Here is a 23,128-nt window from a genome sequence, read left to right as displayed (position 1 = left end):
GGCGCGTGGTAAACACGCCGTTAAGAGTCCGACGACTTACAGAGCCCCCATCGCCATGAAGGCGCGGCCGGCGGCGAAATCGCCGGCTTCGAAGCGCGCCAGGGCCACGCTGCCGTCGCGAAAATGGAATTCGATCAAGAAGGTCTCGCGCGGATCGAGGCGGGCCAGGCGGTCGGCGGCGGCGGCCGGGAAACGCCACGCCTCGCCGGCGCGGCTGCCCTCGGCCAGCAGGGCGGGGTCCGCGGCCGAGACGCCCGTCGCCCAGACGCTGGCGCGGGTCGAGACGGGCGGCAGGCCCCCGCCGGACACCCAAGCGCGCGGGGCCTTGGCGATGTCGCGGAAGACGATGCGGGCGGCGTTCGGACGCGAACGGCCGACGAAGGAGACCACCGCCGTCAGGGCCGGCTCCCCGGCCTCGCCGTCGTAACCGAACGCGACCGGTGAGGCGCCGACGCGGGAGGCCTGCATCAGCCGCCAGCCCGGCTCGGACCAGTGGGTGCGATCGGCGACCCACGGCTGCCGATCGCCGGCGAAGGTCATGCGCGGGGTGCGGACCCAGCCGGAGAAGGCGCCGTCCACGCGGTCGCGGACCACCGCCAGCTGCGGGTCCCGGCACGACACCGCGGCGGCGCGGGCGCGGGCCCGTAAGGCGATGGCGTTGAGCTCGGCCTCGGCCGCGCCGGAGCGCAGGGCGGCGCCACGCGCCTGGGCGGTGGCGGCGGTCAGGGCGGCGTCGACGGCCTCGTCGAACAGGCCGCACCGCGCGTCGGCGGCGAGGACGAAGGCGCGTTCATAATAGGTGTTGTCGGCCCCCGCCCACGCCGGCGCCGGCCCGGCCAGCATCGCGGCGGCGAGGAGGACGGCTTTGGCGGTGGCGGCGTTCTGCCCTATCGTCATGGGCCGCACCCTACGCGCCACGCGTTCCGGTCGGGTTTCCGAGCAGGGTTAGCGAATTGCTTCTTTCCACCGATCTGTGGGTCTCCGCCCTGATCCGCCGCGCCGAACTGTCGGGCGCCTTCGCCACCGTGGCCCGCAAGGGCGACGCGCGGGCCGGCACGGTGATCGTCAAGGCGTTCGACACATCCACCCGCCGCGCCCGACTCTATAGTGAGGCCTTCGGGCCGGACGGCGAGCGCCTGTGGATGCAGCCGGTCGAAAGCGAGTTCGAGAGCGAACTGGACGCCTATATCCAGCGTCAGTCCGGCTATGATCCCGATATCTGGGTGGTCGAAATCGAGGACCGCGAGGGCCGCCACTTCATCACCGAGAAGGTGGCCACCCCCTAGGGCGCCGGGGCGCGGACCATGTCCACCGGCCCGGCGTCGGCGCTGAACGGCAGCATCCGCGCCCGGATGCGGGTATTGCCGGAAAAGCCCTCGCGCGTCCGTCGGCTCATCGTGAACGTCATGGCGGCGCCCGACTGCGTCCAGGTGACCACCAGGGCGCCGTCGCGGATCGCGCAATTCGCCGCCTCATCGTCGAGGGTGCAGGCCAGCGCGGCGCCGCGAGCCGCCACGACGAGAGGCATCTCGGGACGCCCGATCACGGTGACGCCCTGACGTTCGGACGGAGGAAAACGCAAAAACCAGCTGCCGATCACGTCACGGCCGGTCAGGGGCGTGTCCCGGGCGGACGCCGTGGCTGCAGCCGTCGAGATCGCAAGGACCAGAGCCGCGCCCGTCATCGTCAACCGCATCGCACGTCTCCGGACCGCCCAAGGCTCCACCATCCTGGCCCTCGCGCGGGTTGTCGTGTGAATTCTCCGTAACCTGAGGCTGAAACGGAGATGGCGACCGACCGGTTAACGCCGGGCGGCATCGTGCGAAATCCTTAACCGCGTTCGGGAACGGAACCGCAAGCCGGGGCGCCTATGGTCATGTCAACGGGTCCAGAACGAACCCGGCGATGGTGGTGCGCCCTATGCTCTTTCTTCTGAACGACGTCGTGTTCGACCTGGACGAGGCCTGCCCGGTCACGCCTGGCGACGCGCGCCGGTTCGAGAAGCTGGGCTTCGACTATGTGCTGACGCTGGGGTGCGAGCTGTTCGCCGAGGACCCGATGCTGCACCAAACCGATCCGGTGCGGGCGCGCCGTCTGGCCTGGCTGATCCACGACCGTTCGCCGGACGTCAACGCCGCCCTGTTCGCCGCCCCGGCGGCCGGTTGCGATCCCGATCTGGTCGAGCCGCAGTTCTGCGCCCTGCCCGATCCGGTCATGCGCCAGCTGAAGACCCGCGCCGAAAAGGGCAAACTGGACGCCGTCGCCGCCGACAAGGCGGTCTGGATGCGTCTGGCGGCCTAAATCCTCGCCTCCTTCCGGCCTGGTTCAGACCAGGACGTTGAAGATCACATGCACCAGGGTGGCGCAGCCGATAATGACGCCAAACCCCGCCAAAAGGCAGACGGCGGGATGCGGTCCGTCGCGCGACGGGGTCTGATCGACGGGGTGGTTGAGGGCCATGTCCGTTCCTTCGTTTCCAAAGGCGGCGCCCGATTGCGTGACCGGACGTCTCGCCTGAACCGACGATGACTCCAAAAACCCTGCCTGGCTAGGGGTTATTCCGACGCGAGTGACTTTCGGGCGCGTCCGCGCTACCTCCCGCGCCGCCATGTCGAAACTCACGCTCGAACAGGAGGCCCTGCGTCGCAGGACCTTCGCCATCATCGCCCACCCGGATGCGGGCAAGACCACCCTGACCGAGCATATCCTGCTGGCCGGCGGGGCCATCCGCGCGGCCGGGGCAGTGCGCGCGCGCGGCGAGAACCGGCGCACCCAGTCCGACTGGATGAAGATCGAGAAGGAGCGCGGCATCTCGGTCAGCGCCTCGGTCATGACCTTCGAACACACCCCGGCCGACGGCATGGCGCGGATGTTCAACCTGCTGGACACGCCCGGGCACGAGGACTTCTCGGAAGACACCTACCGCACCCTGACCGCCGCCGACTGCGCCATCATGGTCCTGGACGCCGCCAAGGGCATCGAGCCGCAGACGCTGAAGCTGTTCGAGGTCTGCCGTCTGCGCGACATCCCGATCATCACCTTCATCAACAAGCTGGACCGCGAGGCCCAGGACCCGATGGCCCTGCTGGACGAGATCGCCAGCCGGCTGCAGCTCGACCCCGCCCCGATCTGGTGGCCGGCGCAGAGCGGCAACCGCCTGCGCGGCATGGTCGAGATGGGCACCGGCCGCTTCCAGCCCTACGCCCGCAAGCCGGCCGGCTCGACCGAGGACGTGCCCCATCCCGAGGCCCTGCCGCTCGCCGAGGCCGCGCGGTATTTCGAGGCGGGCGAGCATGAGGCCCTGATGGAGGCGCAGGAGCTGGTCGAGGGCGGCTATCCGGCGTTCGACCGCCAGTCCTTCCTCGAAGGCCATATGACGCCAGTGCTGTGGGGCTCGGCCCTGCGCCATTTCGGCATCGACGAACTGCTGGCCGCGATCGGCGAATGGGCCCCGCCGCCCAAGGTGATGAAGGCGCACAAGGCCGCCCCCGCCGGGACCCGCAACGCCGCCGAACCCGTCGCCACCACCGTCGAGCCGGGCGCGCCCGAGGTCACCGGCTTCGTCTTCAAGGTCCAGGCCAATATGGACCCCAACCACCGCGACCGCATCGCCATGTTCCGCATGGCCTCGGGCCGGTTCCAGCGCGGCATGAAGCTGAAGGTGCAGAACACCGGCAAGCAGTTGAGCGTCAACGCCCCGATCATGTTCTTCGCCAGCGACCGCGAACTGGCCGAGGACGCCTATGCCGGCGACGTCATCGGCATCCCCAACCACGGCGTCCTGCGCGTCGGCGACAGCCTGTCCGAGAGCGGCCTGATCCGCTTCGCCGGCCTGCCGAACTTCGCCCCCGAAATCCTGCAGCGCGTCCGGGTCAAGGATCCGCTCAAGGCCAAACACCTGAAGAAGGCGCTGGACGGCCTCGCCGAGGAAGGCGTGACCCAGCTGTTCCGCCCCGAGATGGGCAGCGACTTCATCGTCGGCGCCGTCGGCCAGCTGCAGTTCGAGGTCATGGCCGACCGCCTGGGAGAGGAATACGGCCTGGAGGTCATCTTCGAACCCTCGCCCTGGGCCGAGGCCCGCTGGATCGGCGGGACAAAGGCCGACCTCGAGGACTTCATGGGCAAATACCGCGGCCAGATGGCCCGCGACATCGACGACGACCCGGTCTTCCTCGCCAAGTCCAGCTGGGAGACCGGCTATGTGATGGAGCGGTTCCCGAACGTGGCCTTCACGAAGACGAAGGAGCGGGGTTAGGGCGTATAATCGTCAGATCGCCTTGCCGCAGGTCCGCTTCCAGCTAGCAAGCCAATGCGTGCTCCCGACCCATAGCGGACAGTCGACCCCCTCACCTCCCTCGTTCATTCTCTCCAGCACCACCCGTTGATTTGATCTTGGCAGCGACAGAGCTGGATCATACCGTCAGTGAAATGGTCGAGGGTGAGAACCGATGGGTCAACTTCAGCAGAAGGGCTTCCCGCTCATTGGCGCGTTATTCCTCGCCGTGGGCGTCTTCAAGGTCGTTCAGGGTGATAGTTGGGTGGTGTGGATCATCCTCGGCATCTTGTTCGGTGGTCTAGGTGTCATCAGCCGACGTAAGGGCAAACAGCTCTAGCAAGCGATCCAGCAAGGTCCGCTTTCCGGCCTGATGGTGAGGACTGATCCCGACCCATTGCGGACATTGATGGGTGTGCGTTGGCCGCGACAGGCTGCGGAACTTACGGTGCCACGAAGCGCACGAGACCGTCGCCACCGGGAGCATCCACCCTGACGGTGTATTCCTGTCCAGAGACCAACGGATCGGGTCCGTCAAAAACCTCGAACCCCACAATGTTCTCCGCGTAGATGACCTCACGGAGATTGTTGCAGCGAGCCTTCGTGGCAATGCTCCAAACGTAGGTCGGCGAAGGAGATGCCTCTATATAGACAGTCACCTGCTTAGCGCATGCTCCCCGATCATTCGCCACAATGAACCTCGGCACCCCGGCCACAATGGACACATCTATGTCGATGGCCTCCTTGCACGACGTGACGCCAACCGCTGCAAACACGATTGCAGCGAGAACCCCGCTCTTCGTCACGCTACTGCTCCGATGGCTAGGCTGGCGGAAAGGGGCTTCAACCTTCCGCGTATTACCATGTCCAGACCTGAGAAGTGATGTCCGCTTTCCACCCGTTGCGGCTGTTCGGGATGTCTGCTGTTCGGCTGGTCGCCGCGCGTCACTTATCAGTACGCGACCCAGCCCCCCGCAGCGTGTCCAGCAGGGTCGCGGCGGCCTGCGGGGTGGCGACGACCCGGTGCAGCCGGCCGCTGAACATGGCGTCCATCACCTTGCACCACAGGGCGAGGTTGTGGTCGTGCGTCACATAGATGGTCCAGCACGGCCCGGGCGAGGCGGTGGCGAGGGCCTCGGCGACGACAGCGATGTCGGCGTTGTCGACCTTGCCGCGGCTGTCGCGAATGTCCTGGATCCAGTCCCAGTCGGCCAGTTCGGGCCGTTCGGCCGCCAGGCCGGCGATATAGCGGGAGACGGCGGCGCCCGAGGCGGCCTCGCCGATCGTCATCAGGACGCACTTCCTGCCGTCGTCGAAGCGATGCTCGATATCCATTAATTCTCCCGCGTCCGCGTATCGGTCCGCTCTGTCGCCCGTGTGGCCGGGACGGCTGAGTCGGTCCCGGCCTTTCTCGCCATGGGCGACTTCCGGGTGGCGCGGGGTCGGAGCGGGCCCGCCTTCTTCAGAGGACGTCCCGTCCACAGACGCGGAGAACGTATCCCCACAGCCAAGCCGAACCGCCGTCGCGGCGTTGCGTTTGCAAGGGTAGCGAGAGGGACCCCTGTCAGTCCCGAAGCGGGACGGAGCGCGCGTCATCCCATGTTCGAGTTCGGCCGGGATCTGAGGAAATTGTTCGAGAAGGCGCGCGAAAGCGACGACCTCGGCTGGCTGGAGCTGATCGGCGCCGATCTGGTCGAGGCCGAGGCCCGCCGTGAGGCGACCGACGCCGGTCGGGTGTCCTGCGCCCGGCCGTTCGACAGCTGGATGCGGGCCTCGGCCCTGTGGCGCGAACACGCCCGCCGGACCGGCCGTCGAGAAAGCCTGTCACGGGCGGCGAAATGCGCCTCGGACGCGACCCGCCACACGACCAACCCGGACGACGCCGCCGCCGCCGCCATAGAGTCCGGCGAGATTCACCTGCTGCGCTTCGACCTGTTCGGCGGGCCGACGGCCCTGACGGCGGCCCTCGCCGACGCCCAGTCCCTTGCTGCGGAACGGCCGGCGATCCGCTCGGCCGCGGCCGCCTTGCATGCCCGCCTGTGCGCCCGCCGCGCCCGCATGACGGGCGAACCCTCGGCCCTGCTCGACGCCGCCGCCCTGCTGGACGCGGCCCTGCACGCCAGCCGCGACCTGCCGCCGGCGGCCGGCGACGAGCTGCGGCTGGATCGGGCGGCGCTGGCGCTGGAGGCCGGGGTGGCCCGGCGCGACAGCCGCATGCTGGATCAGGCCGGGCGCGACCTGCGCAACCTCGTCGACGCCGCCTCGCCCGACTACCGCCCGCTGACGCGGGCGCGCGCCCTGGCCCTGGCCGGGGCGGGCCTGATGGCGCTGGCCGAGCTGGCGGGCAACGAGCCGGCCCGGATCCAGGGCCAGGCGCTGTTCGACGCCGCCGCCGATCAGTTCACGCCCGACCACAGCCCGCTGGACTGGCTCGCTGTGTGCATGGCGCGGGTGCGCGCCGACACGCCGCTGTCGCTGCTGGCCGAGGCCGAGGCGCTGAGCCGCGAGCCGGGGCTGATCCTCGGGGCGCTGGCCCGCGAGCGTCGCATCGCCGCCGAGGCCGCCCTCGCGGAGGCCATGGCCGATGTCGCGGCCCTGACCGCCATGGCGACGGCCATCCGGCGCAGGCTGGCCGTGGCCGGACGCACCGAGCCGCTGGACTGGGCCGCCGACCAGATCGGCATGGCCCATCTGGCGATGGCGACGGGCCGTCTGACCGGAACCGAGCCGCGGGCGGTCGGCCTGATGCTCGCCGAGGCGATGGAGACGGCCCGCGAATGGGGCGCCCCGGCGCTGATGCAGCGGGCGGTGCTGGCGATGCCGGAAAGCGAGTGGATTAGGGATTAGGGATTAGCAAGTCGAGCGCTGGGCTGCCCCCGGGATATCCTCATCCCTAATCCCTAATCCCTAATCCCTGACCCCTATCCCCCCAGCGCCACGAACCCGCCGTTGGCGAAGCCCGGCTTGCCATAGCGCAGCGGCTGGCCGTCCTCGGCCATGACCCGGCCGCCGGCCGCCTCGAGCACCGCATGGCCCGCCGCCGTGTCCCACTCCGAGGTCGGGCCGGTGCGCGGATAGGCGTCGAACCGGCCCTCGGCGATCAGGCAGAATTTCAGCGATGAATCCGTGCCCTGCCACTGGATGCAGCCGTGGCGCGAGGCGAGGCGTTCGGCCTCGACGTCGGTCATGCTGTGGCTCATCACCGCCATCGGCGAGGCCGGACGATCGCGCACCTTGATGGCCTGCCAGGCCTCGCCGAAGCGGCGACGCGCGGCGCCGGCGCCCGGAGCGCCGCTCCGCCAGGTGGTGGCCGTGGCCGGGGCGGTGACGACGCCGGCGACCACCGCGCCCTTGTGCACCAGGGCGATGTTGACGGTGTAGCTCTCGCGGCCCTCGACGAAGCCGCGGGTGCCGTCCAGCGGGTCGATCAGCCAGAACCACTCTTCCGTCGTGGCCGGGGCCCCGTCGGCGGCCACGGCCTCCTCGGCCACGGTCTGGACGCCGGGGTACAGGGCTTCCAGCCGTTTCAGGATCAGCGCCTCGGCCTCCTGGTCGGCCTTCGTCACCGGGCTGTCATCGGCCTTGGCCTCGGCGACCACGCCGTTGCGCCAGTAGGGCAGGATGACGCGTGCGGCGTCCTCGGCGATGTCGGCCAGCGCCTCGGTCAGGGCGCCCGAGGCGAGGTCGGCGGTCAGTCGATTGCTCATGGGCGCTGCCTAGACCATCGCGACGGTTTGAAGAACCGGCAAATCAGGGCAGCGTTCGCGCCACCGATCCCCTGTTGTTTTCGAGCCCTATGACCGACACCGTTGCGACGTCCTCCCTTCCCGACGGCCAGGCCTTGGCGGCGCTGGTCGCCGGCAAGCTGTGCCACGACTTCATCAGTCCGGCGGGCGCGATCCGATCCGGACTGGACCTGCTGAAGGACCCGACCGCCCAGGACATGCGCGACGACGCCATGAGCCTGATCGAGGCCAGCGCGAAGAAGATGGTGGCCCTGGTGGCCTTCGCGCGGGTGGCGTTCGGAGCCTCGACCTCGACCGAGCGGTTCTCGGCCGCGGAGCTGGGCGAGCTGGTCACCGGCCTGGCGGAAGGCGGGCGGGCGACGCTGGAGTGGCGCGTCGAGAGCGGCGACTATTCGAAGGCCCAGGCGCGGGCGCTGGTCAACCTCGGCTGGCTGACGATCGGGGCCCTGCCCTCGGGCGGCGCGGCGGTGGTCTCGACCCGGCGCGACGGCGATACGCTGCAGATCACCGGCCTGGCGGAGGGCGCGCGGGCCCGGCTCAAGGCGGAGGCCGTGGCCGGTCTGGCGGGCCAGCCCCTCGCCGAGGGTCTGCAGGGCCAATGGATCCAACCCTACTGGTTATGGCTCACCGCTCATGACGCCGGCGGATCGCTGGACGTGGTGGCCGAAGACGGCCGGGTTTCGCTGACCGTCCACATGCCTAACTGAGACTTAAGCCGCTTTCCCAAGGACTCGTTAACCGGCGCGGCGTGATTATAGACAGCCTGCACGCGCGCGCGGCGCCACCCATCCGGACACCGGTCTTGACCCCCAGAACCTGCCTGATCGTCGACGACAGCCGGATCATCCGCAAGGTCGCCCGGCGGATCGTCGAGGGGCTTGGGTTCGAGGTCGACGAAGCCGCCGACGGCTCCGAGGCCCTCGCCTTCTGCGCCGGCGTCATGCCCGAGGTCATCCTGCTGGACTGGTCGATGCCGGTGATGGACGGCATGACCTTCCTGCGCCGCCTGCGCGCCATGCCCGGCGGCGACGCGCCCAAGGTGCTGTTCTGCACCATCGAGACCCGCGCCGACCGCATCGCCGAGGCCCTGTCCGCCGGCGCCGACGACTATGTGATGAAGCCGTTCGACGGCGAGATCCTGACGTCGAAACTGGCCGAGGTGGGGGCCGTCTGAACCCATGTCGCCCGAGGATTTCGACCGCCTCCAGTCGCTGATGGCCTCGCGCGCCGGGTTCCGCCTGACGCGCGACCGGATGAAGCTGGCCGAACACCGGCTGGGCCCGCTGGCCCGGCGCGAGGGCTATGAGACGGTCGACGCCCTGCTGGCCTCGCTGTGGGCGCGGCCGGTGGCGACGCTGGGCTGGGCGGTGATCGAGGCCCTGCTGAATCCCGAGACCTGGTTCCGCCGCGACCGCGCCGCCTTCGACACCTTCGCGCTGGAGCTGCTGCCCGCCCTGTCCGCCGCCCGCGGCGGGGCGCCGGTCAAGATCTGGTCGGCCGGCTGTTCGACCGGACAGGAGGCCTGGTCGCTGGCCATCGGCGCCATGGACGCCGGCTTCCCGGTCGAGATCATCGCCACCGACCTGTCGCAGCGCGCGCTGGAGAAGGCCCGCTCCGGCGCCTATACCGGCTTCGAGATCCAGCGCGGCCTCAAGGCCGGGACCATGCTGGCCTGGTTCGACCAGGCCGAGGACAACTGGATCGCCCGGCCCGAGCTGCGCGCCGCGGTGCATTTCGTCCGCGCCAACCTGCTGGACCCGCCGACCGACGACCACCGCTTCGACCTGATCTTCTGCCGCCATGTGCTGACGGACATGGAGCCGGCCCGCCGCGCCCAGACGCTCGACAATCTGGAGCGGCGGCTGGTCGACGACGGCTGCCTGTTCGTCGGCGCCGACGAGGCGTTGGAGACCGACAGCCTCGCCTTCCGCCCCGTCGCCGGCCGCAAGGGCCTGTTCGTCAAATCCCCGGCGGCGCTGCGTCGGGCGGCGTAGCGCCCGCGCCGCCAAATCGCTTCGCATATCCGGGATGCTGACCTAGCTTCGGACGTCGTCGGGGAGGATGGGCATGCGGCTGTACTTGCTGATCGGATCGCTGGCGCTCGCCCTGCTGCTCGGCGTCGTCTCCCTGCAAAGCCCGCGGCCCGTCGGCGTCGACGCCCCGGCCACCGCCTTCTCGGCCGAACGGGCCATGGCCCACGTGCGCGAGTTGGCGCAGCGCCCGCATCCGGTCGGCTCGGTCGATCATGCGCGGGTGCGGGACCATCTGCTGCGGCGGATGACGGCGCTGGGCCTGGAAACCTCGACCCAGACCGGGCCGATCGCGCGTGGCTCGGCCGACGCCCTGCGGCGGATGGGCGGCGACCCCGAGGCGGCGGGCTTCACCGCCGTCAATCTGGTCGGCGTCCTGCCCGGCCGCGACCCGGCCCTGCCGGCCGTGGCCCTGATGGCCCACTACGACACCGTGCCGACGTCCCCCGGGGCGGCCGACGATTCCGCCGGGGTGGCGGCGGTGCTGGAGAGCGTGCGGGCCCTGCGCGCTCGCGGCCCGGCGGAGCGGACCCTGGTGGTGCTGCTGACCGACGCCGAGGAGATCGGCCTCGACGGCGCCCGCGTGTTCTGGGGCGGCCATCCGCTGCGCGACCGGATCGGCGCGGTGATCAATCTGGAGGCGCGCGGCGGCGGCGGCCGGGCCATGATGTTCGAGACCGGACGCGGCGCCGCCGAAACCGTCGCCCTGTTCGGTCGCGCCGGGGTCCGGGCCGACGGCGGCGTCACCTCCAACTCGCTGGCGGCCTTCGTCTATGAGCGGATGCCCAACGGGACCGACTTCACCATTCCGAAGAACCGCGGCGTCCAGGGCCTGAACCTCGCCTTCATCGGCCGGCCCGAGCAATACCACGCCCCGGCCTCCACGCCCGACAGGCTGGACCGGGGCTCGGTCCAGCATATCGGCTCGCAGACGCTGGAGACCGCCGACGCCCTGTTACGGGCAGAGGCGCTGCCGGCGCGGGGCGCCGAGGCCGTCTACGCCGACCTGTTCGGCCGGGTCGTGCTCAGCCATTCGCCGGGCGCAGGCTGGGGCGTGCTGGCGCTGGCTCTGATGCTGCTCGGAGTGGCGGGCTGGCGCGCGCGCGACCGGGCCGGCCTGACGCTGGCCGACCTCGGCCGGGGCGCCGTCGACGGCGTCTGGTTCACGGCGGCGGGTCTGGTGCTGACCCAGGCGGTCCGGACCCTCGCCGGACCGATGGCGCAGCGAGCCGAAAGCAGCGACGCCTACTATCTCCTGCTGGCGCGCCTGCCGTGGATGGAGGCCGGCGCCGCCCTGACCGTGCTGGCGCTGACCATGGCCGTGCTGGGCGGCCGGACGCGGCCGGACCGGCGCGTCACCGCCGGGGCCCTCGCCGTCGCGGCCGCGTTCGCCCTGACGCTGGGCGGGCCCAACCCCATCGTCATCGGCGGCGCCGTCGCGGCCCTGGGCTTGTCGCTGGCCCCGGGTCTGGCGGCGCGAACGGTCTGGGGCGGCTGGACCGGCCTTGTCGCCCTCGTCCTCGCCCTCGGCGCCGTGGCCCAGACCTTGGCGCCGCAGACCGCCTTCCTGTTCCTGTGGCCCGGCCTGCTGGCGGCGACGGCGGCGGCGACGTCGGCCCTCCTCGACCCGGGGCTGACGCGCGCCCGGTCGCTGGCCCCGATCGCCATCGGAGTGGTCCTCGGCGGCGGCTGGCTGGTCGCCCTGTCGCATCCGGTCTTCCTCGGCATCGGCCTCGACCTGCCCGGCGTGCTGGCCGTGCTGGGCCTGCTCGTGTTGATGCTGGTCCGGCCGCTGAGCCCCGAGCGCGGCCTCGTCCGCCCGTGGTTGATGGCCGCCCTGGCGGTCCTCGCCCTTGGAGCGGCCGTATCGTTCACCGCCCTGATCGCCGAACCCGCCGCCGGGCCGGAGACGGTCGCCGAAGCGTGACATCGCCCTGTCAGGCGAACGACCCTGCCGCCCCCCACGGAGAACCGAAGTGCCCGCCCCAGCCCTCTTCCTCGAAGACCTCCACATCGGTCAGACCTTCACCACCGGCTCGATCACCGTCACCGCCGACGAGATCAAGGCCTTCGCCCGGCAGTATGACCCGCAGCCCTTCCACCTCGACGAGGCGGCGGCGCAGGACAGCCTGTTCGCCGGACTGGCGGCCAGCGGCTGGCACACGGCGGCGCTGAGCATGCGGCTGCTGGTCGACGGCCTGCCCATCGCCGGCGGCCTGATCGGAGTCGGCGGCGAGACCACCTGGCCGCGGCCGACCCGGCCGGGAGATACGCTGACCGTTCACATAGAGGTGGTGGAGATCACCCCCTCGAGGTCGCGCCCGGATCGCGGCATGGTCCGCACCCGCAACGAGACCCGCAACCAGCATGGCCAGCCGGTGCAGGTTTCGAACCTCGGCATCGTCGCCTGGCGTCGTCCGGCCGGCTAGGCCTCAGCCCCCGTCGGTCCACACCGTCTTGTACAGGTCGAAGCGGCGGTCGCGCAGGTTGCGCACCGTGCCCTGCGACTTGGCCCAGGCCAGGTCCGACAGGTCGAGGTCGGCCACCGTCACCGTCTCGACGTTCTCGCTCGCTTCCGCGGCCACGCCATCCCGCGCGAACGGGAAGTCGCACGGCGTCAGGATGCACGACTGGGCGTACTGGATGTCCATGTTCTCGACGTTCGGCAGGTTGCCGACATTGCCCGACAGGATGACGTAGCACTGGTTCTCGATGGCCCGCGCCTGGGAGCAGTAACGCACCCGCAGATAGCCCTGCCGGTTGTCGGTGCAGAACGGCACGAACAGCAGCCGCGCCCCCTCGTCGACCAGCCGCCGCGCCAGCTCGGGGAACTCCGAGTCATAGCAGATCAGCACCCCGATCGGCCCGCAGTCGGTCGGGATGGCGTGCACCCGGTCGCCGCCCTTGATGTTCCACCAGTGGCGCTCGTTCGGCGTCGGGTGGATCTTCTCCTGCTCGTGCACCGAGCCGTCGCGCAGGAAGACATAGGCAACGTTCTGGATGTCGCCGTCGTCGGTCTGGGTCGGATGGGAGCCGCCGATGATGTTGATGTTGTACTCGACCGCCAGCTTGCGCATCGCCTCGACGAAGCGCGGCGTATAGCGGGTCAGGGCCTCGATCGACTCCACCGGCGTCAGCTTTTTGTCCTCGAGCGACAGCAGCTGCAGGGTGAACAGCTCGGGGAAGACCACGAAGTCCGACCGGTAGTCCGAGGTCACGTCGACGAAATATTCGATGTTGGAGATGAACTCCTCGAAGCTGGAGACCTTGCGGGCCTGCAGCTGCACCGTCGCCACCCGCACCGTCTCCTTGACCGCGAAGGCCGCGCCGCGACCGTGCGTCTCGACGTAGTAAGGATTGCGCCACACCATGTGCGCCGCATGACCCAGCGACGCCGTGTCCGAGGTCAGATAGTTCTCCAGCACCCCGATCGGCTCGAAACCACCGCGCATGTGGAAGCCAATCACCGGATCGTTCAGCTTGCGCGCCGTGACCGCGTCCAGATATTCGCGCGCGTCCGGATAGGCCGCCTTGCGCCGCGCCAGCCCCGGCATCCGGCCGCCGAAGACGATGCCGCGCAGGTTCTGCGCCTCGCACAGGTCGCGCCGGGCGTCATACAGCCGCTGACCGATGCGCAGCCGGCGGCGGTCGGGATCGACGCACACCTCCATGCCGTAGAACCAGTCGCCGACCGGATCGTGCCGCGCCGCATAGCCGCCGCCGGTGATCTGGGTCCAGGTGTGGGGCGACATCGCCGTCGCCTCGTCGATGCGGAAGCCGGCGGCGTAACCGACGATCTCGTCGGCGTATTCGACCACGAACTGGCCGTCGGGGAAGGCGGCGATCTGGCCGCGCAGCATCCCCGGCGTATAGGCCGGCATGTCCTTGTAGACCTTGGCCACCAGGGCCGAGATCGCCTTGACGTCGCCCAGCTTGGCGTTGCGGATATTGAGGACGGCGGGCTTGGAACGTTTTGTCATGGCCCCCTGAACGCATGGCCCCGCGCGCGGATCAACCCCGCCCGGTGTCGGCGAGCGTCAATTCGCCCGTCCACCGCGCCGCTCGAGACTTACGGATGCTGTTCCTCCCGCCGCATCGAGGCCACGCAGGTGTCGCCGTCGAAGACATGGGCGGCGATCCCGTCGCTGTGCATCCGCAGCCGTTCCAGCGCCTCGAGGCTGGCCGACGCCGGGCACCCAGCTTCAAGCGGCTCCATATGCGGCACGGAGCTGATCCGTGAATCAATATAGACGAAATAAGTCATCGACCACGCCTCAGCCCGGGTGTGGGGAGTATACGGCGCCCACTGCCGCTCTCTCTCGAGCACCCGCCGCGCGGGTGACCAGCCATTACTGCCACAAAGGGGCCGCCCGCGTTCGAACATAGGTTGGTGGGAAGGCGACTAGTTCGCGTTTCGGATGCGCCGATGCAGATAATTTTCATCGAAGCCGGCGATCCGGACCAGCCGCGCCGGATCCTCGATGACCAGGCTGCCGCGCTGCAGGGTCATGGCGCCGCTGGCCCGCAGTTCCTTCATCACCCGGTTCAGGTGCACCGGGGTCATGCCGAGCGAATCCGCCAGCATCGCCTGTGACAGCGGCAGGGCGAATTTCGGTTCCAGCGCCAGGCCGACGTTATGCGCCCTCAGATAGAGCTCGCACATCAGATGGGCCACGCGCTCGATGCTGGCGCGCCGTCCCATGCTGGTGATCCAGGCGCGCATCGTGCCCTCGTCGATCAGCTGGGCCAGATACATCGCCCTGGCCACGCCGCGGTGGCTGTCCATGATCGCGTCCATCTCGGCGCGTTCGATGGTGGCGATCAGACAGGCCGTGACGGCCTGGATGCTGTGGTCCATTTCGGCCAGCAGACCGACATTCAGGTCGCAGGCGTCGCCGGGCATCAGATAGGCGAGGATCTGCCGCGAGCCGTTGGGCAGGATCTTGTAACGGCACGCCCATCCGCCCAGCACGACAAAGACCGGCCCCGGTCGATCACCCTCGCGGATAAGATCCTGTCGCGCGGCATACTCGCGGGGGGCGGCCGTCGCCAAGGTCAGGGCCGCGATTTCGTCAGGCGATAATCTGGAGAAACCGTTCAGCTTGTTGATGAAACGGTTCTGCATTCCGCATCATTCCACGCCGCCACATCCAATAACATTGATCAATGTTATAGTCGAATGTTGATCTACGTGATAGAGAACTTGTCTCGGTTCGCTACAAGCCGCTCGGTCGACGGCCTGGATGTCTGGTCGCCGACGCGCGACCAGTGTTTCGACCGGAGATTCCTTTGACTTCCGAAATATCCAACGACAACGGGGACGCGGTTCCCGTGCACAGCCCTGACGCGCACGGACAGGCGGCGATGCTGCTGGTGGAAAGCCTCGTCCACGGCCTGATCGCGCGCGAGGTGATCACCGTCGCCGACGCCGTCGAGATCGTCGACAGCGCGGCCGAGGTGAAGGCGGACATCGCCCGCGACCGCGGCGACTCGCCGGCCGCCGTGCGGCGCTCGACCCACCTGCTGAACGCGATCAGCGCCAGCCTGCGCTGGGACGTCGTCCCCGGCTAGGTGACGGCCCGGCTTGCCTGTGTCGGATCAGTGCACGGACGGTACCTCGGCATCCGGTTGTTCGGGCCCCTCCGGGGTCGCTGTCGCCTGCTCGACCAGCCCGGCGATGCCGGCGGGATCGATCCGCATGACCAGGCTCGGGCCGTCCCAGACCTCGGCGCGGCTGGCGACGATATCATGGGCGAATATCCGCTGCAGGCGGTCGGTCAGGTTCTCGGCGCCGCAGCTCACCGGCACCACCAGCGGCAGGACCAGGCCGTCGGCGTAGATGAAGACGCGGAACTCCGTCACGGCCAGCCCCTCTATCGATGCGGCGGCGCCGACAAGCCCGCCTCCGCGCCGCGACAGGTCTGGCACGGCTAGCCCGGCGGGCTGTAGAACATGAGTTAGTAAACGGCGTCGACGACGCGCCGGCGCGCCAACGCCCCCCTACGTCAAAATCGGTCGTGTCGGTCCCGTCAAACCGCGTCGGGCGAAAAGAACATATTGGCAACCGGAACAAACCGTGCACATATTGCGGCTCACAGGGAGCGGGTCACGGTCATCGGACCGAAGGCGGGCCTCTCCTCCAGAGTACCGAACGGGAATCATGGCAAGGGAGAGCGGCAAGGTGGCGGCACAGGCGAATTTGAAATTGGTCGGCAAGGACGACGGCGACAAACAGCGGGCTCTGGAGGCGGCGATCGCCCAGATCGACCGCGCCTTCGGCAAGGGCTCGGTGATGAAGCTGGGCAAGAACGGCGTGACCGAGGCCATTCCCTCGGTCTCGACCGGCTCGCTGGGCCTCGACATGGCGCTGGGCATCGGCGGCCTGCCGCGCGGTCGGGTCATCGAGGTGTTCGGGCCGGAAAGCTCGGGCAAGACGACCCTGGCCCTGCACACCGTGGCCGAGATCCAGAAGGCCGGCGGCACCGCCGCCTTCGTCGACGCCGAACATGCGCTTGATCCCGGCTACGCCCAGAAGCTGGGCGTCAACCTCGACGACCTGCTAGTGTCCCAGCCCGACACCGGCGAACAGGCGCTCGAGATCGTCGACACCCTTGTGCGCTCGGGCGCCGTGGACATCGTGGTGGTCGACTCCGTCGCCGCCCTGACGCCGCGCGCCGAGATCGAGGGCGAGATGGGCGACAGCCTGCCCGGCCTGCAGGCCCGTCTGATGAGCCAGGCGCTGCGCAAGCTGACCGCCTCGATCAACAAGTCGCAGTGCATCGTCCTGTTCATCAACCAGATCCGCCACAAGATCGGCGTCATGTACGGCTCGCCGGAGACGACGACGGGCGGCAATGCGCTGAAATTCTACGCCTCGGTCCGCCTCGACATCCGCCGCACCGGCGCGATCAAGGACCGCGACGAGGTCGTCGGCAACACCACCCGCGTCAAGGTCGTCAAGAACAAGGTCGCCCCGCCGTTCCGCGAGGTCATCTTCGACATCATGTATGGCGAAGGCATCTCCAAACTGGGCGAGATCATCGACCTAGGCGTCAAGGCCGGCATCGTCGAGAAGTCGGGCAGTTGGTTCTCCTACGACAGCCAGCGCATCGGTCAGGGCCGCGAAAACGTGCGCGCCTTCCTCAAGGCCAATCCCGACATGGCCGACTCGATCGAAAAGGCCGTGCGCGCCTCGACCAACAAGATCGCCGAGGAGCTGCTGGGCACGCCCGAGCCCGACGAGGGACAGGACCTCGAGGGTTAGAACATCGGAGTGGCCGATCCGGACGGTCCGGACGATCTGGACGATCTGGACGGTGTTTTCGGGTTTTACCCGGATGAAATACCCCCCCCTTCTCCGGCCGGGTCCCGCGACCCGCCACCGACCCCGTGTGGGCCGGGCCGGATGGAGCGGCCGCCCGACCCCCACCCGGGTCGGGCGGCCTTTTTTCGTCTGGCTCCCGATCACGGCCGGGTGATGCTTTCAGACCGAAAGCCCTATATGAGGCCCGTTCCTTTTCGTCTCCCGATTGACCGCGCGCCCCATGTCCAGCCTGAACCAGATCCGCTCGACCTTCCTCGACTATTTCGCGGCCGACGGCCACGAGAAGGTCCAGTCCGCCCCGCTGGTGCCCCAGAACGACCCGACCCTGCTGTTCGTCAACGCCGGCATGGTGCCGTTCAAGAACGTCTTCACCGGCCAGGAAACCCGGGCTTCGAAGCGCGCGACCAGCTCGCAGAAATGCGTTCGCGCCGGCGGCAAGCACAACGACCTGGACAACGTCGGCTACACCGCCCGCCACCACACCTTCTTCGAAATGCTGGGGAATTTCTCCTTCGGGGACTATTTCAAGGAACACGCCATCGAGCTGGCGTGGAACCTCGTCACCAAGGAGTTCGGCATCCCCGCCGACCGGCTGATGGCCACCGTCTATATCGACGACGACGAGGCCTTCGACCTGTGGAAGAAGATCGCCGGCCTGCCCGAGAGCCGCATCACCCGCATCGCCGGCTCCGACAATTTCTGGTCCATGGGCGACACCGGCCCGTGCGGCCCCTGCACCGAAATCTTCTACGACCACGGCGAACACATCTGGGGCGGCCCTCCGGGCACCCCGGAGGAAGACGGCGACCGCTGGGTCGAGATCTGGAACCTGGTCTTCATGCAGTTCGACCAGGCGGCCGACGGCAGTCGGACCCTGCTGCCCAAGCCGTCGATCGACACCGGGGCCGGACTGGAACGCGTCGCCGCCGTGCTGCAGGGCGTCCACTCCAACTATGACACCGACCTGTTCCGCACCCTGATCGCGGCGTCGGAGCATGAGACCAACACAGCCGCCGAGGGCGACCGCGCGCCCAGCCACCGGGTCATCGCCGACCACCTGCGCAGTTCGTCCTTCCTGATCGCCGACGGGGTCACGCCGTCGAACGAGGGCCGCGGCTATGTGCTGCGCCGGATCATGCGCCGGGCCATGCGCCACGCCCACCTGCTGGGCGCCGCCGACCCGCTGATGCACAGGCTGGTGCCGACCCTGGTGCAGGAGATGGGCGACGCCTATCCCGAGCTGCGCCGCGCCCAGGCCTTCATCGAGGACACGTTGAAGCAGGAGGAGATGCGCTTCCGCACCACCCTCGGCCGCGGCATGGGCCTGCTGGAGGACGCGGCGAAGGATCTCGGCGAGGGCGGGGTCCTGCCCGGCCAGACCGCCTTCACCCTGTACGACACCTACGGCTTCCCCCTCGACCTGACCCAGGACGAGGCGCGCCGCCGCGGCTTCACCGTCGACACCGACGCTTTCGACGCCGCCATGAGCGAACAGAAGGCCCGCAGCCGCGAACACTGGACCGGCTCGGGCCAGACCGCCTCGACCGGCGAATGGCTGGCCCTGCGCGACCGCCTCGGCCCCACCGTCTTCACCGGCTATGACGCCGTCGAGGGTTCGGGCGAAGTGCTGGCCATCGTCCGCGACGGCGCCTCGGTCGACGAACTGTCGGCCGGCGAGACCGCTGAGGTCCTGTTCGACGAAACCCCCTTCTACGGCGAAGGCGGCGGCCAGGCCGGCGACAAGGGCGAGATTGAATGGACCGACGCCCACGGCCAGCAGGGCTCGGCCACGGTGCTGGACGTGCAGAAACACGCCGGCGACCTGTACGCCCACCGCATCGAGGTCACGGCCGGAACCCTCGCCATCGGCGCCCGGGCCCAGCTGCGCGCCGGCGCCGACGCGCGCCTGACCACCCGCGCCAACCATTCGGCCGCCCACCTGCTGCACAAGGCCCTCGCCAATGTCCTCGGCGGCCACGTCGCCCAGAAGGGCCAGATGGTCGACGCCGAGCGGCTGCGCTTCGATTTCAGCCACAACGCCCCGGTCACCGAGGACGAGCTGGCGCGGATGGAGGATGAGGTAAACGCCATCATCCGCCAGAACCTGCCCGCGGAGACGAAGCTGATGGCGCCGCAAGAGGCCATCGAGGCCGGCGCCGTCGCCCTGTTCGGCGAGAAATACGGCGACGAGGTCCGCGTCCTGACGCTGGGCCGGTCGCTGACCGAGACGGACAAGCCCTATTCGGTCGAGCTGTGCGGCGGCACCCATGTCGCCCGCACCGGCGACATCGCCCTGTTCAAGATCGTCTCCGAAACGGGCATCGCCGCCGGCGTGCGCCGCATCGAGGCCCTGACCGGCGAGGCCGCGCGCCAGTATCTGCTGGCCCAGGCCGGGGTGGCGAAGACGCTGGCCCAGTCGTTCAAGGTCCAGCCCGCCGACGTCCCGGCCCGGGTCGAGGCCCTGACCGCCGACCGCCGCGCGCTCGAGAAACAGGTCGCCGAGCTGAAGAAGCAGCTGGCCCTTGGCGGCGGCGGCTCCGCCAACGCGGCGCCGGAAGAGATCAACGGCGTCAAGCTGATCGCGCGGGTGCTGGACGGCGTCGACGGCAAGGGCCTGCGCGGCGTGGCCGAGGATTTCCGCAAACAGGTCGGATCCGGCGTCGTCGCCCTGATCGGCGTCACCGAGGGCAAGGCGGCGGTCACCGTCGCCGTGACCTCGGACATGGCCGGCAAGGTCAACGCCGCCGACCTGGCGCGCGCGGCGGTGATCGCCATGGGCGGTCAGGGCGCGGGCGGCAAGCCCGACTTCGCCCAGGGCGGCGCCCCGGACGGCGGTAAGGCCGAGGACGGTCTGGCGGCGGTGCGGGCGGCCCTGGCCTAGGGTCGCGCGTCGTTCTGGATATCCACGGCGGCCAGCTTCCAGGTAAACAGTCCGCGCCGTTCCAGGATCAGGGCCAGCCGCTGATCAGGCTGGTCCCGGTCCGTCAGGGTGACGGCGAAGGCGTTCATGTCGCGATAGCCCCACGCCTGATGGATGTCATCCTTGTCGGCGGCGTCGTCAGGTTCGGGCTTGTCCGGCACGGTCGGATCGGGCGCCTCGGCCGTGGTGACCATCTGCGCCACCACCTCCGGCGTCACGGCCGCGTCCACGGCCCCTGACAGCAGCATCGGCGCGAGGATCATGCCGAGACCGCCCAGCCGGCTGTCAGACAGGCGCGGGTCGCGGCGCATGTGGGCGGCCAGCTCCGCGGTCAGCTCGTCCTTCAGGCTCTGGCGCAAGGCCGGGAAGTCGACCAGCTGTTCGATCCGGGCGGCGTCCCCGGCCTTGGCGGCGCGGATCAGCGCCTGGGCGGCGAACACCGGCGCGGCGGCCCAGGCCAGGGCGAAGAGCGCCACGGCGGCGACGGCGAGGCCGACGACGAGTTTCTTGATCATGATGACCCTCCGGCGTCGAAACGCCTCCCCGTGGCCACGGTTGCCGCGAGTCGGAAGGACTGGCTAGCGGCGAGCCGCCGGCGCGGGCGTCGCCCCCGGACCGGTGACCGCCGAGGCAGCCGGCGCCGTCCCTTCGGGCAGGCCGATATGAACCAGCTTCCATTCGAACGGCCCCTTGCGTTCGAAGGTGAAGATGGTTCGCGAACCGCCCTCGTCGGTGATGGCCAGGCGGGCGCGATTGACGCTCCAGAAGACCGGCGCCGGCATCGGATTGCCGATCGCTTCGCCGACCGCCGCGCTGGACCGCTGCGAGGCGAAGCGGCCGTCTCCGCGCGTCAGGCCCGCCAGAGCGGCCGGGGTCAGATACGCATCCGCGTCGGCGACCGTGGCGGTCTCGGTTGGCTCGAACTGGCGGCGCACGGCGCCGATCGGATCCTCGAGGAAGGTCGGCGCGGGGGCCATGGCCGCGGGATTGCCCGACAGCTGGGGCCGCAGCGACTGGCGGACGGCGGTGAAGTCGATCAGTCGTGACAGGCCGGCGACGTCATTGGCGTCCGCCGCCGAGCGGATGCCGAAGAAGGCCACGGCCGGCGCGACGAAGAAGCTGACCACGGCCGCGATCACAGCCAGAAGCAACAGATTGCCGAACAGCTTCTTCACCAGACCCTCCACGGTTAACGGCATCAATGCATGAATGCCGCTTCCGGCTCAAACGAAAGCCCCGCCGGAGCGAGTCCGGCGGGGCTGAAGGTCTCGGGTCGGCGAGGGCTTACGCCGCCATCGCCGTCGTCAGGTTCTCGGCCACCTTGTCGAGGAAGCCCTCGGTCGTCAGCCAGCCCTGCTGGTCGCCGACCAGAAGCGCCAGGTCCTTGGTCATGTGGCCGGACTCGACCGTCTCGACGACGACGCGCTCGAGCGTGGCCGCGAACCGCGCCAGCTCGTCATTGCCGTCCAGCTTGGCCCGGTGCGAGAAGCCGCGAGTCCAGGCGAAGATCGAGGCGATGGAGTTGGTCGAGGTGGCCTCGCCCTTCTGGTGCTGGCGGTAGTGGCGGGTGACGGTGCCGTGGGCGGCTTCCGATTCCAGCACCTTGCCGTCCGGGGTCATCAGCACCGAGGTCATCAGGCCCAGCGAGCCGAAGCCTTGGGCGACCACGTCGGACTGCACGTCGCCGTCGTAGTTCTTGCAGGCCCAGACGAAACCGCCCGACCATTTGATCGCCGCCGCGACCATGTCGTCGATCAGCCGGTGCTCATAGGTCAGGCCGGCGGCCTTGAACTGGTCGGCGAACTCCTCGTCGAACACCTTCTGGAAGATGTCCTTGAAGCGCCCGTCATAGGCCTTGAGGATGGTGTTCTTGGTCGACAGATAGACCGGGAAGTTGCGCTGCAGACCGAACGAGAAGCTGGCGCGGGCGAACTCGGTGATCGAGTCATCTAGGTTGTACATGCCCATGGCGATGCCGGCCGAGGGGAAGTCGAAGACCTCGTGCTCGATCTCCTGCCCGTCATTGCCGACGAATTTGATGGTCAGCTTGCCGGGGCCGGGGATCAGGAAATCAGTGGCCTTGTACTGGTCGCCGAAGGCGTGACGGCCGACGACGATCGGCTGGGTCCAGCCCGGCACCAGCCGCGGCACGTTCGAGCAGATGATCGGCTCGCGGAAGACCACGCCGCCGAGGATGTTGCGGATGGTGCCGTTGGGCGACTTCCACATCTTCTTCAGGCCGAACTCGGCGACCCGGGCTTCATCGGGCGTGATGGTGGCGCATTTGACGCCGACGCCGTGCTTCTGGATGGCGTGCGCCGCATCCACCGTGACCTTGTCGTCGGTGGCGTCGCGGTTCTCCATCGACAGGTCGTAGTAGTCGAGCTCGAGGTCGAGGAAGGGGAAGACCAGCTTGTCCTTGATCATCTGCCAGATGATGCGGGTCATCTCGTCGCCGTCGATGTCCACGATGGGATTGGCGACCTTGATCTTGGCCATGCGCTGTTCGCCTCTGACTGGGAGTGGGGAGTGAGGCGGGCGGTATAGCCGCCGCCGGGCGGGGCGCAAACCCCGCGACACGACGCCACGGCCGCGGATTAACCGGGTCCGGAGTGAAACCGGACCACGACAGGGTCGTTGGGTCGGTCCTGTAGCGTAACCTGGGACGAATTTCTTGGACACCGAAACGACGGCGCTGGTTCAGCGCTGGATCGTCGCCTTCTGCGAGGCTCCGGTGCTGATCGACCCCGAATTGATGCGGCGCGTGCTGGACGGACTGGAGCCCGCGCCGGAAACCGCTGAGTCCTGAGCCGCTGAGCCGTTGCAGCAGGGCGC

At 69.1% G+C, this 23,128-nt stretch carries 27 protein-coding genes; 14 read left to right on the top strand and 13 right to left on the bottom strand.

Annotated elements, in window-relative coordinates; genetic code table 11:
- Positions 1-36: 36 nt before the first annotated feature.
- The gene (locus tag ACK4JY_RS00535; RefSeq protein WP_409602125.1) at positions 37-897 is read right to left on the bottom strand and encodes a hypothetical protein; all 861 of its coding nucleotides are present in this window, start codon (positions 895-897) and stop codon (positions 37-39) included.
- Positions 898-953: 56 nt separating this feature from the next.
- Between ACK4JY_RS00535 and ACK4JY_RS00530 the strand changes: the two genes are divergently transcribed.
- Complete coding sequence (locus tag ACK4JY_RS00530; protein ID WP_409602123.1) at positions 954-1,286, top strand: DUF1491 family protein; 333 nt, start codon at positions 954-956, stop codon at positions 1,284-1,286.
- Here ACK4JY_RS00530 and ACK4JY_RS00525 read toward each other — a convergent pair.
- Positions 1,283-1,696: a hypothetical protein gene (locus ACK4JY_RS00525; protein ID WP_409602121.1), complete on the bottom strand. Its 414-nt coding sequence runs from the start codon at positions 1,694-1,696 to the stop codon at positions 1,283-1,285. The genes ACK4JY_RS00530 and ACK4JY_RS00525 overlap by 4 nt on opposite strands.
- Positions 1,697-1,920: 224 nt before the next feature.
- Here ACK4JY_RS00525 and ACK4JY_RS00520 point away from each other — a divergent pair, with 224 nt between their 5' ends.
- A complete protein-coding gene (locus ACK4JY_RS00520; RefSeq protein ID WP_409602119.1) occupies positions 1,921-2,301 on the top strand; it encodes a hypothetical protein in 381 nt (126 codons plus the stop codon).
- Positions 2,302-2,325: 24 nt separating this feature from the next.
- On the opposite strand, the gene ACK4JY_RS00515 is transcribed toward ACK4JY_RS00520, so the two are convergent.
- The gene (locus ACK4JY_RS00515) at positions 2,326-2,460 is read right to left on the bottom strand and encodes a hypothetical protein (RefSeq protein ID WP_409602118.1); all 135 of its coding nucleotides are present in this window, start codon (positions 2,458-2,460) and stop codon (positions 2,326-2,328) included.
- Positions 2,461-2,608: 148 nt separating this feature from the next.
- On the opposite strand from ACK4JY_RS00515, the gene ACK4JY_RS00510 reads away from it, so the two are divergent.
- Positions 2,609-4,255 carry a peptide chain release factor 3 gene (locus ACK4JY_RS00510; protein ID WP_409602116.1) on the top strand — a complete coding sequence of 549 codons (1,647 nt, stop codon included), beginning with the start codon at positions 2,609-2,611 and terminating at the stop codon, positions 4,253-4,255.
- Positions 4,256-4,448: 193 nt separating this feature from the next.
- Positions 4,449-4,613: a hypothetical protein gene (locus ACK4JY_RS00505; RefSeq protein WP_409602114.1), complete on the top strand. Its 165-nt coding sequence runs from the start codon at positions 4,449-4,451 to the stop codon at positions 4,611-4,613.
- Positions 4,614-4,716: 103 nt separating this feature from the next.
- Here the strand turns inward: ACK4JY_RS00505 and ACK4JY_RS00500 are convergent, their stop codons facing one another.
- Together ACK4JY_RS00500 and ACK4JY_RS00495 are read right to left on the bottom strand one after the other, a co-directional pair.
- Positions 4,717-5,079 carry a hypothetical protein gene (locus ACK4JY_RS00500; RefSeq protein WP_409602112.1) on the bottom strand — a complete coding sequence of 121 codons (363 nt, stop codon included), beginning with the start codon at positions 5,077-5,079 and terminating at the stop codon, positions 4,717-4,719.
- A gap of 139 nt (positions 5,080-5,218) precedes the next feature.
- Positions 5,219-5,608, bottom strand: coding sequence for a hypothetical protein (locus tag ACK4JY_RS00495; RefSeq protein ID WP_409602110.1), 390 nt, complete (start codon positions 5,606-5,608; stop codon positions 5,219-5,221).
- Between the two features lie 264 nt (positions 5,609-5,872).
- Between ACK4JY_RS00495 and ACK4JY_RS00490 the strand changes: the two genes are divergently transcribed.
- Positions 5,873-7,120, top strand: a complete 1,248-nt coding sequence (locus ACK4JY_RS00490) for a hypothetical protein (RefSeq protein ID WP_409602108.1) — start codon at positions 5,873-5,875, stop codon at positions 7,118-7,120.
- A gap of 74 nt (positions 7,121-7,194) precedes the next feature.
- Here the strand turns inward: ACK4JY_RS00490 and cysQ are convergent, their stop codons facing one another.
- Complete coding sequence (cysQ, locus tag ACK4JY_RS00485) at positions 7,195-7,980, bottom strand: 3'(2'),5'-bisphosphate nucleotidase CysQ (protein WP_409602106.1); 786 nt, start codon at positions 7,978-7,980, stop codon at positions 7,195-7,197.
- 89 nt (positions 7,981-8,069) lie between these two features.
- Between cysQ and chpT the strand changes: the two genes are divergently transcribed.
- From chpT to ACK4JY_RS00460, 5 genes are all read left to right on the top strand, one after another.
- Positions 8,070-8,726, top strand: a complete 657-nt coding sequence (chpT, locus tag ACK4JY_RS00480; protein ID WP_409602104.1) for a histidine phosphotransferase ChpT — start codon at positions 8,070-8,072, stop codon at positions 8,724-8,726.
- A gap of 95 nt (positions 8,727-8,821) precedes the next feature.
- Positions 8,822-9,193, top strand: coding sequence for a response regulator (locus ACK4JY_RS00475; protein WP_409602102.1), 372 nt, complete (start codon positions 8,822-8,824; stop codon positions 9,191-9,193).
- 4 nt (positions 9,194-9,197) lie between these two features.
- Positions 9,198-10,013 (top strand): CheR family methyltransferase, encoded by an 816-nt coding sequence (locus ACK4JY_RS00470; protein WP_409602100.1) that lies wholly within the window; start codon positions 9,198-9,200, stop codon positions 10,011-10,013.
- Positions 10,014-10,086: 73 nt separating this feature from the next.
- A complete protein-coding gene (locus ACK4JY_RS00465; protein ID WP_409602098.1) occupies positions 10,087-11,976 on the top strand; it encodes a M20/M25/M40 family metallo-hydrolase in 1,890 nt (629 codons plus the stop codon).
- 49 nt (positions 11,977-12,025) lie between these two features.
- Positions 12,026-12,478, top strand: coding sequence for a MaoC family dehydratase (locus ACK4JY_RS00460; protein ID WP_409602096.1), 453 nt, complete (start codon positions 12,026-12,028; stop codon positions 12,476-12,478).
- A 3-nt stretch (positions 12,479-12,481) separates the two neighbouring features.
- Here the strand turns inward: ACK4JY_RS00460 and ACK4JY_RS00455 are convergent, their stop codons facing one another.
- The 3 genes from ACK4JY_RS00455 to ACK4JY_RS00445 all read right to left on the bottom strand — a co-directional run bounded on the left by ACK4JY_RS00455 (position 12,482) and on the right by ACK4JY_RS00445 (position 15,174).
- Positions 12,482-14,029, bottom strand: a complete 1,548-nt coding sequence (locus tag ACK4JY_RS00455; RefSeq protein ID WP_409602094.1) for a GNAT family N-acetyltransferase — start codon at positions 14,027-14,029, stop codon at positions 12,482-12,484.
- Between the two features lie 89 nt (positions 14,030-14,118).
- Entirely contained in the window at positions 14,119-14,313 is a 195-nt protein-coding gene (locus ACK4JY_RS00450; RefSeq protein ID WP_409602092.1) for a hypothetical protein, read from the bottom strand.
- Between the two features lie 138 nt (positions 14,314-14,451).
- Entirely contained in the window at positions 14,452-15,174 is a 723-nt protein-coding gene (locus ACK4JY_RS00445; RefSeq protein WP_409602090.1) for a Crp/Fnr family transcriptional regulator, read from the bottom strand.
- Positions 15,175-15,380: 206 nt separating this feature from the next.
- Between ACK4JY_RS00445 and ACK4JY_RS00440 the strand changes: the two genes are divergently transcribed.
- Positions 15,381-15,620 carry a hypothetical protein gene (locus tag ACK4JY_RS00440; protein ID WP_409602088.1) on the top strand — a complete coding sequence of 80 codons (240 nt, stop codon included), beginning with the start codon at positions 15,381-15,383 and terminating at the stop codon, positions 15,618-15,620.
- 27 nt (positions 15,621-15,647) lie between these two features.
- Here the strand turns inward: ACK4JY_RS00440 and ACK4JY_RS00435 are convergent, their stop codons facing one another.
- Complete coding sequence (locus ACK4JY_RS00435) at positions 15,648-15,911, bottom strand: hypothetical protein (RefSeq protein ID WP_409602086.1); 264 nt, start codon at positions 15,909-15,911, stop codon at positions 15,648-15,650.
- A 319-nt stretch (positions 15,912-16,230) separates the two neighbouring features.
- On the opposite strand from ACK4JY_RS00435, the gene recA reads away from it, so the two are divergent.
- Complete coding sequence (recA, locus tag ACK4JY_RS00430; RefSeq protein ID WP_409602365.1) at positions 16,231-17,313, top strand: recombinase RecA; 1,083 nt, start codon at positions 16,231-16,233, stop codon at positions 17,311-17,313.
- A 280-nt stretch (positions 17,314-17,593) separates the two neighbouring features.
- Complete coding sequence (alaS, locus tag ACK4JY_RS00425; protein WP_409602084.1) at positions 17,594-20,254, top strand: alanine--tRNA ligase; 2,661 nt, start codon at positions 17,594-17,596, stop codon at positions 20,252-20,254.
- Here the strand turns inward: alaS and ACK4JY_RS00420 are convergent.
- From ACK4JY_RS00420 to ACK4JY_RS00410, 3 genes are all read right to left on the bottom strand, one after another.
- The gene (locus ACK4JY_RS00420) at positions 20,251-20,808 is read right to left on the bottom strand and encodes a DUF2939 domain-containing protein (RefSeq protein WP_409602082.1); all 558 of its coding nucleotides are present in this window, start codon (positions 20,806-20,808) and stop codon (positions 20,251-20,253) included. The genes alaS and ACK4JY_RS00420 overlap by 4 nt on opposite strands.
- 63 nt (positions 20,809-20,871) lie before the next feature.
- A complete protein-coding gene (locus ACK4JY_RS00415; protein WP_409602080.1) occupies positions 20,872-21,468 on the bottom strand; it encodes a DUF2939 domain-containing protein in 597 nt (198 codons plus the stop codon).
- 109 nt (positions 21,469-21,577) lie between these two features.
- Entirely contained in the window at positions 21,578-22,792 is a 1,215-nt protein-coding gene (locus tag ACK4JY_RS00410) for an NADP-dependent isocitrate dehydrogenase (protein ID WP_409602078.1), read from the bottom strand.
- A gap of 175 nt (positions 22,793-22,967) precedes the next feature.
- On the opposite strand from ACK4JY_RS00410, the gene ACK4JY_RS00405 reads away from it, so the two are divergent.
- Positions 22,968-23,102, top strand: a complete 135-nt coding sequence (locus ACK4JY_RS00405) for a hypothetical protein (RefSeq protein WP_409602076.1) — start codon at positions 22,968-22,970, stop codon at positions 23,100-23,102.
- The last annotated feature ends 26 nt before the right edge of the window (positions 23,103-23,128 follow it).

The organism is Brevundimonas sp., from assembly GCF_046295595.1.
Classification (GTDB): domain Bacteria; phylum Pseudomonadota; class Alphaproteobacteria; order Caulobacterales; family Caulobacteraceae; genus Brevundimonas.
Note: the sequence above shows the minus strand (reverse complement) of the source record. Positions and strands in the feature narration are given on the sequence as shown.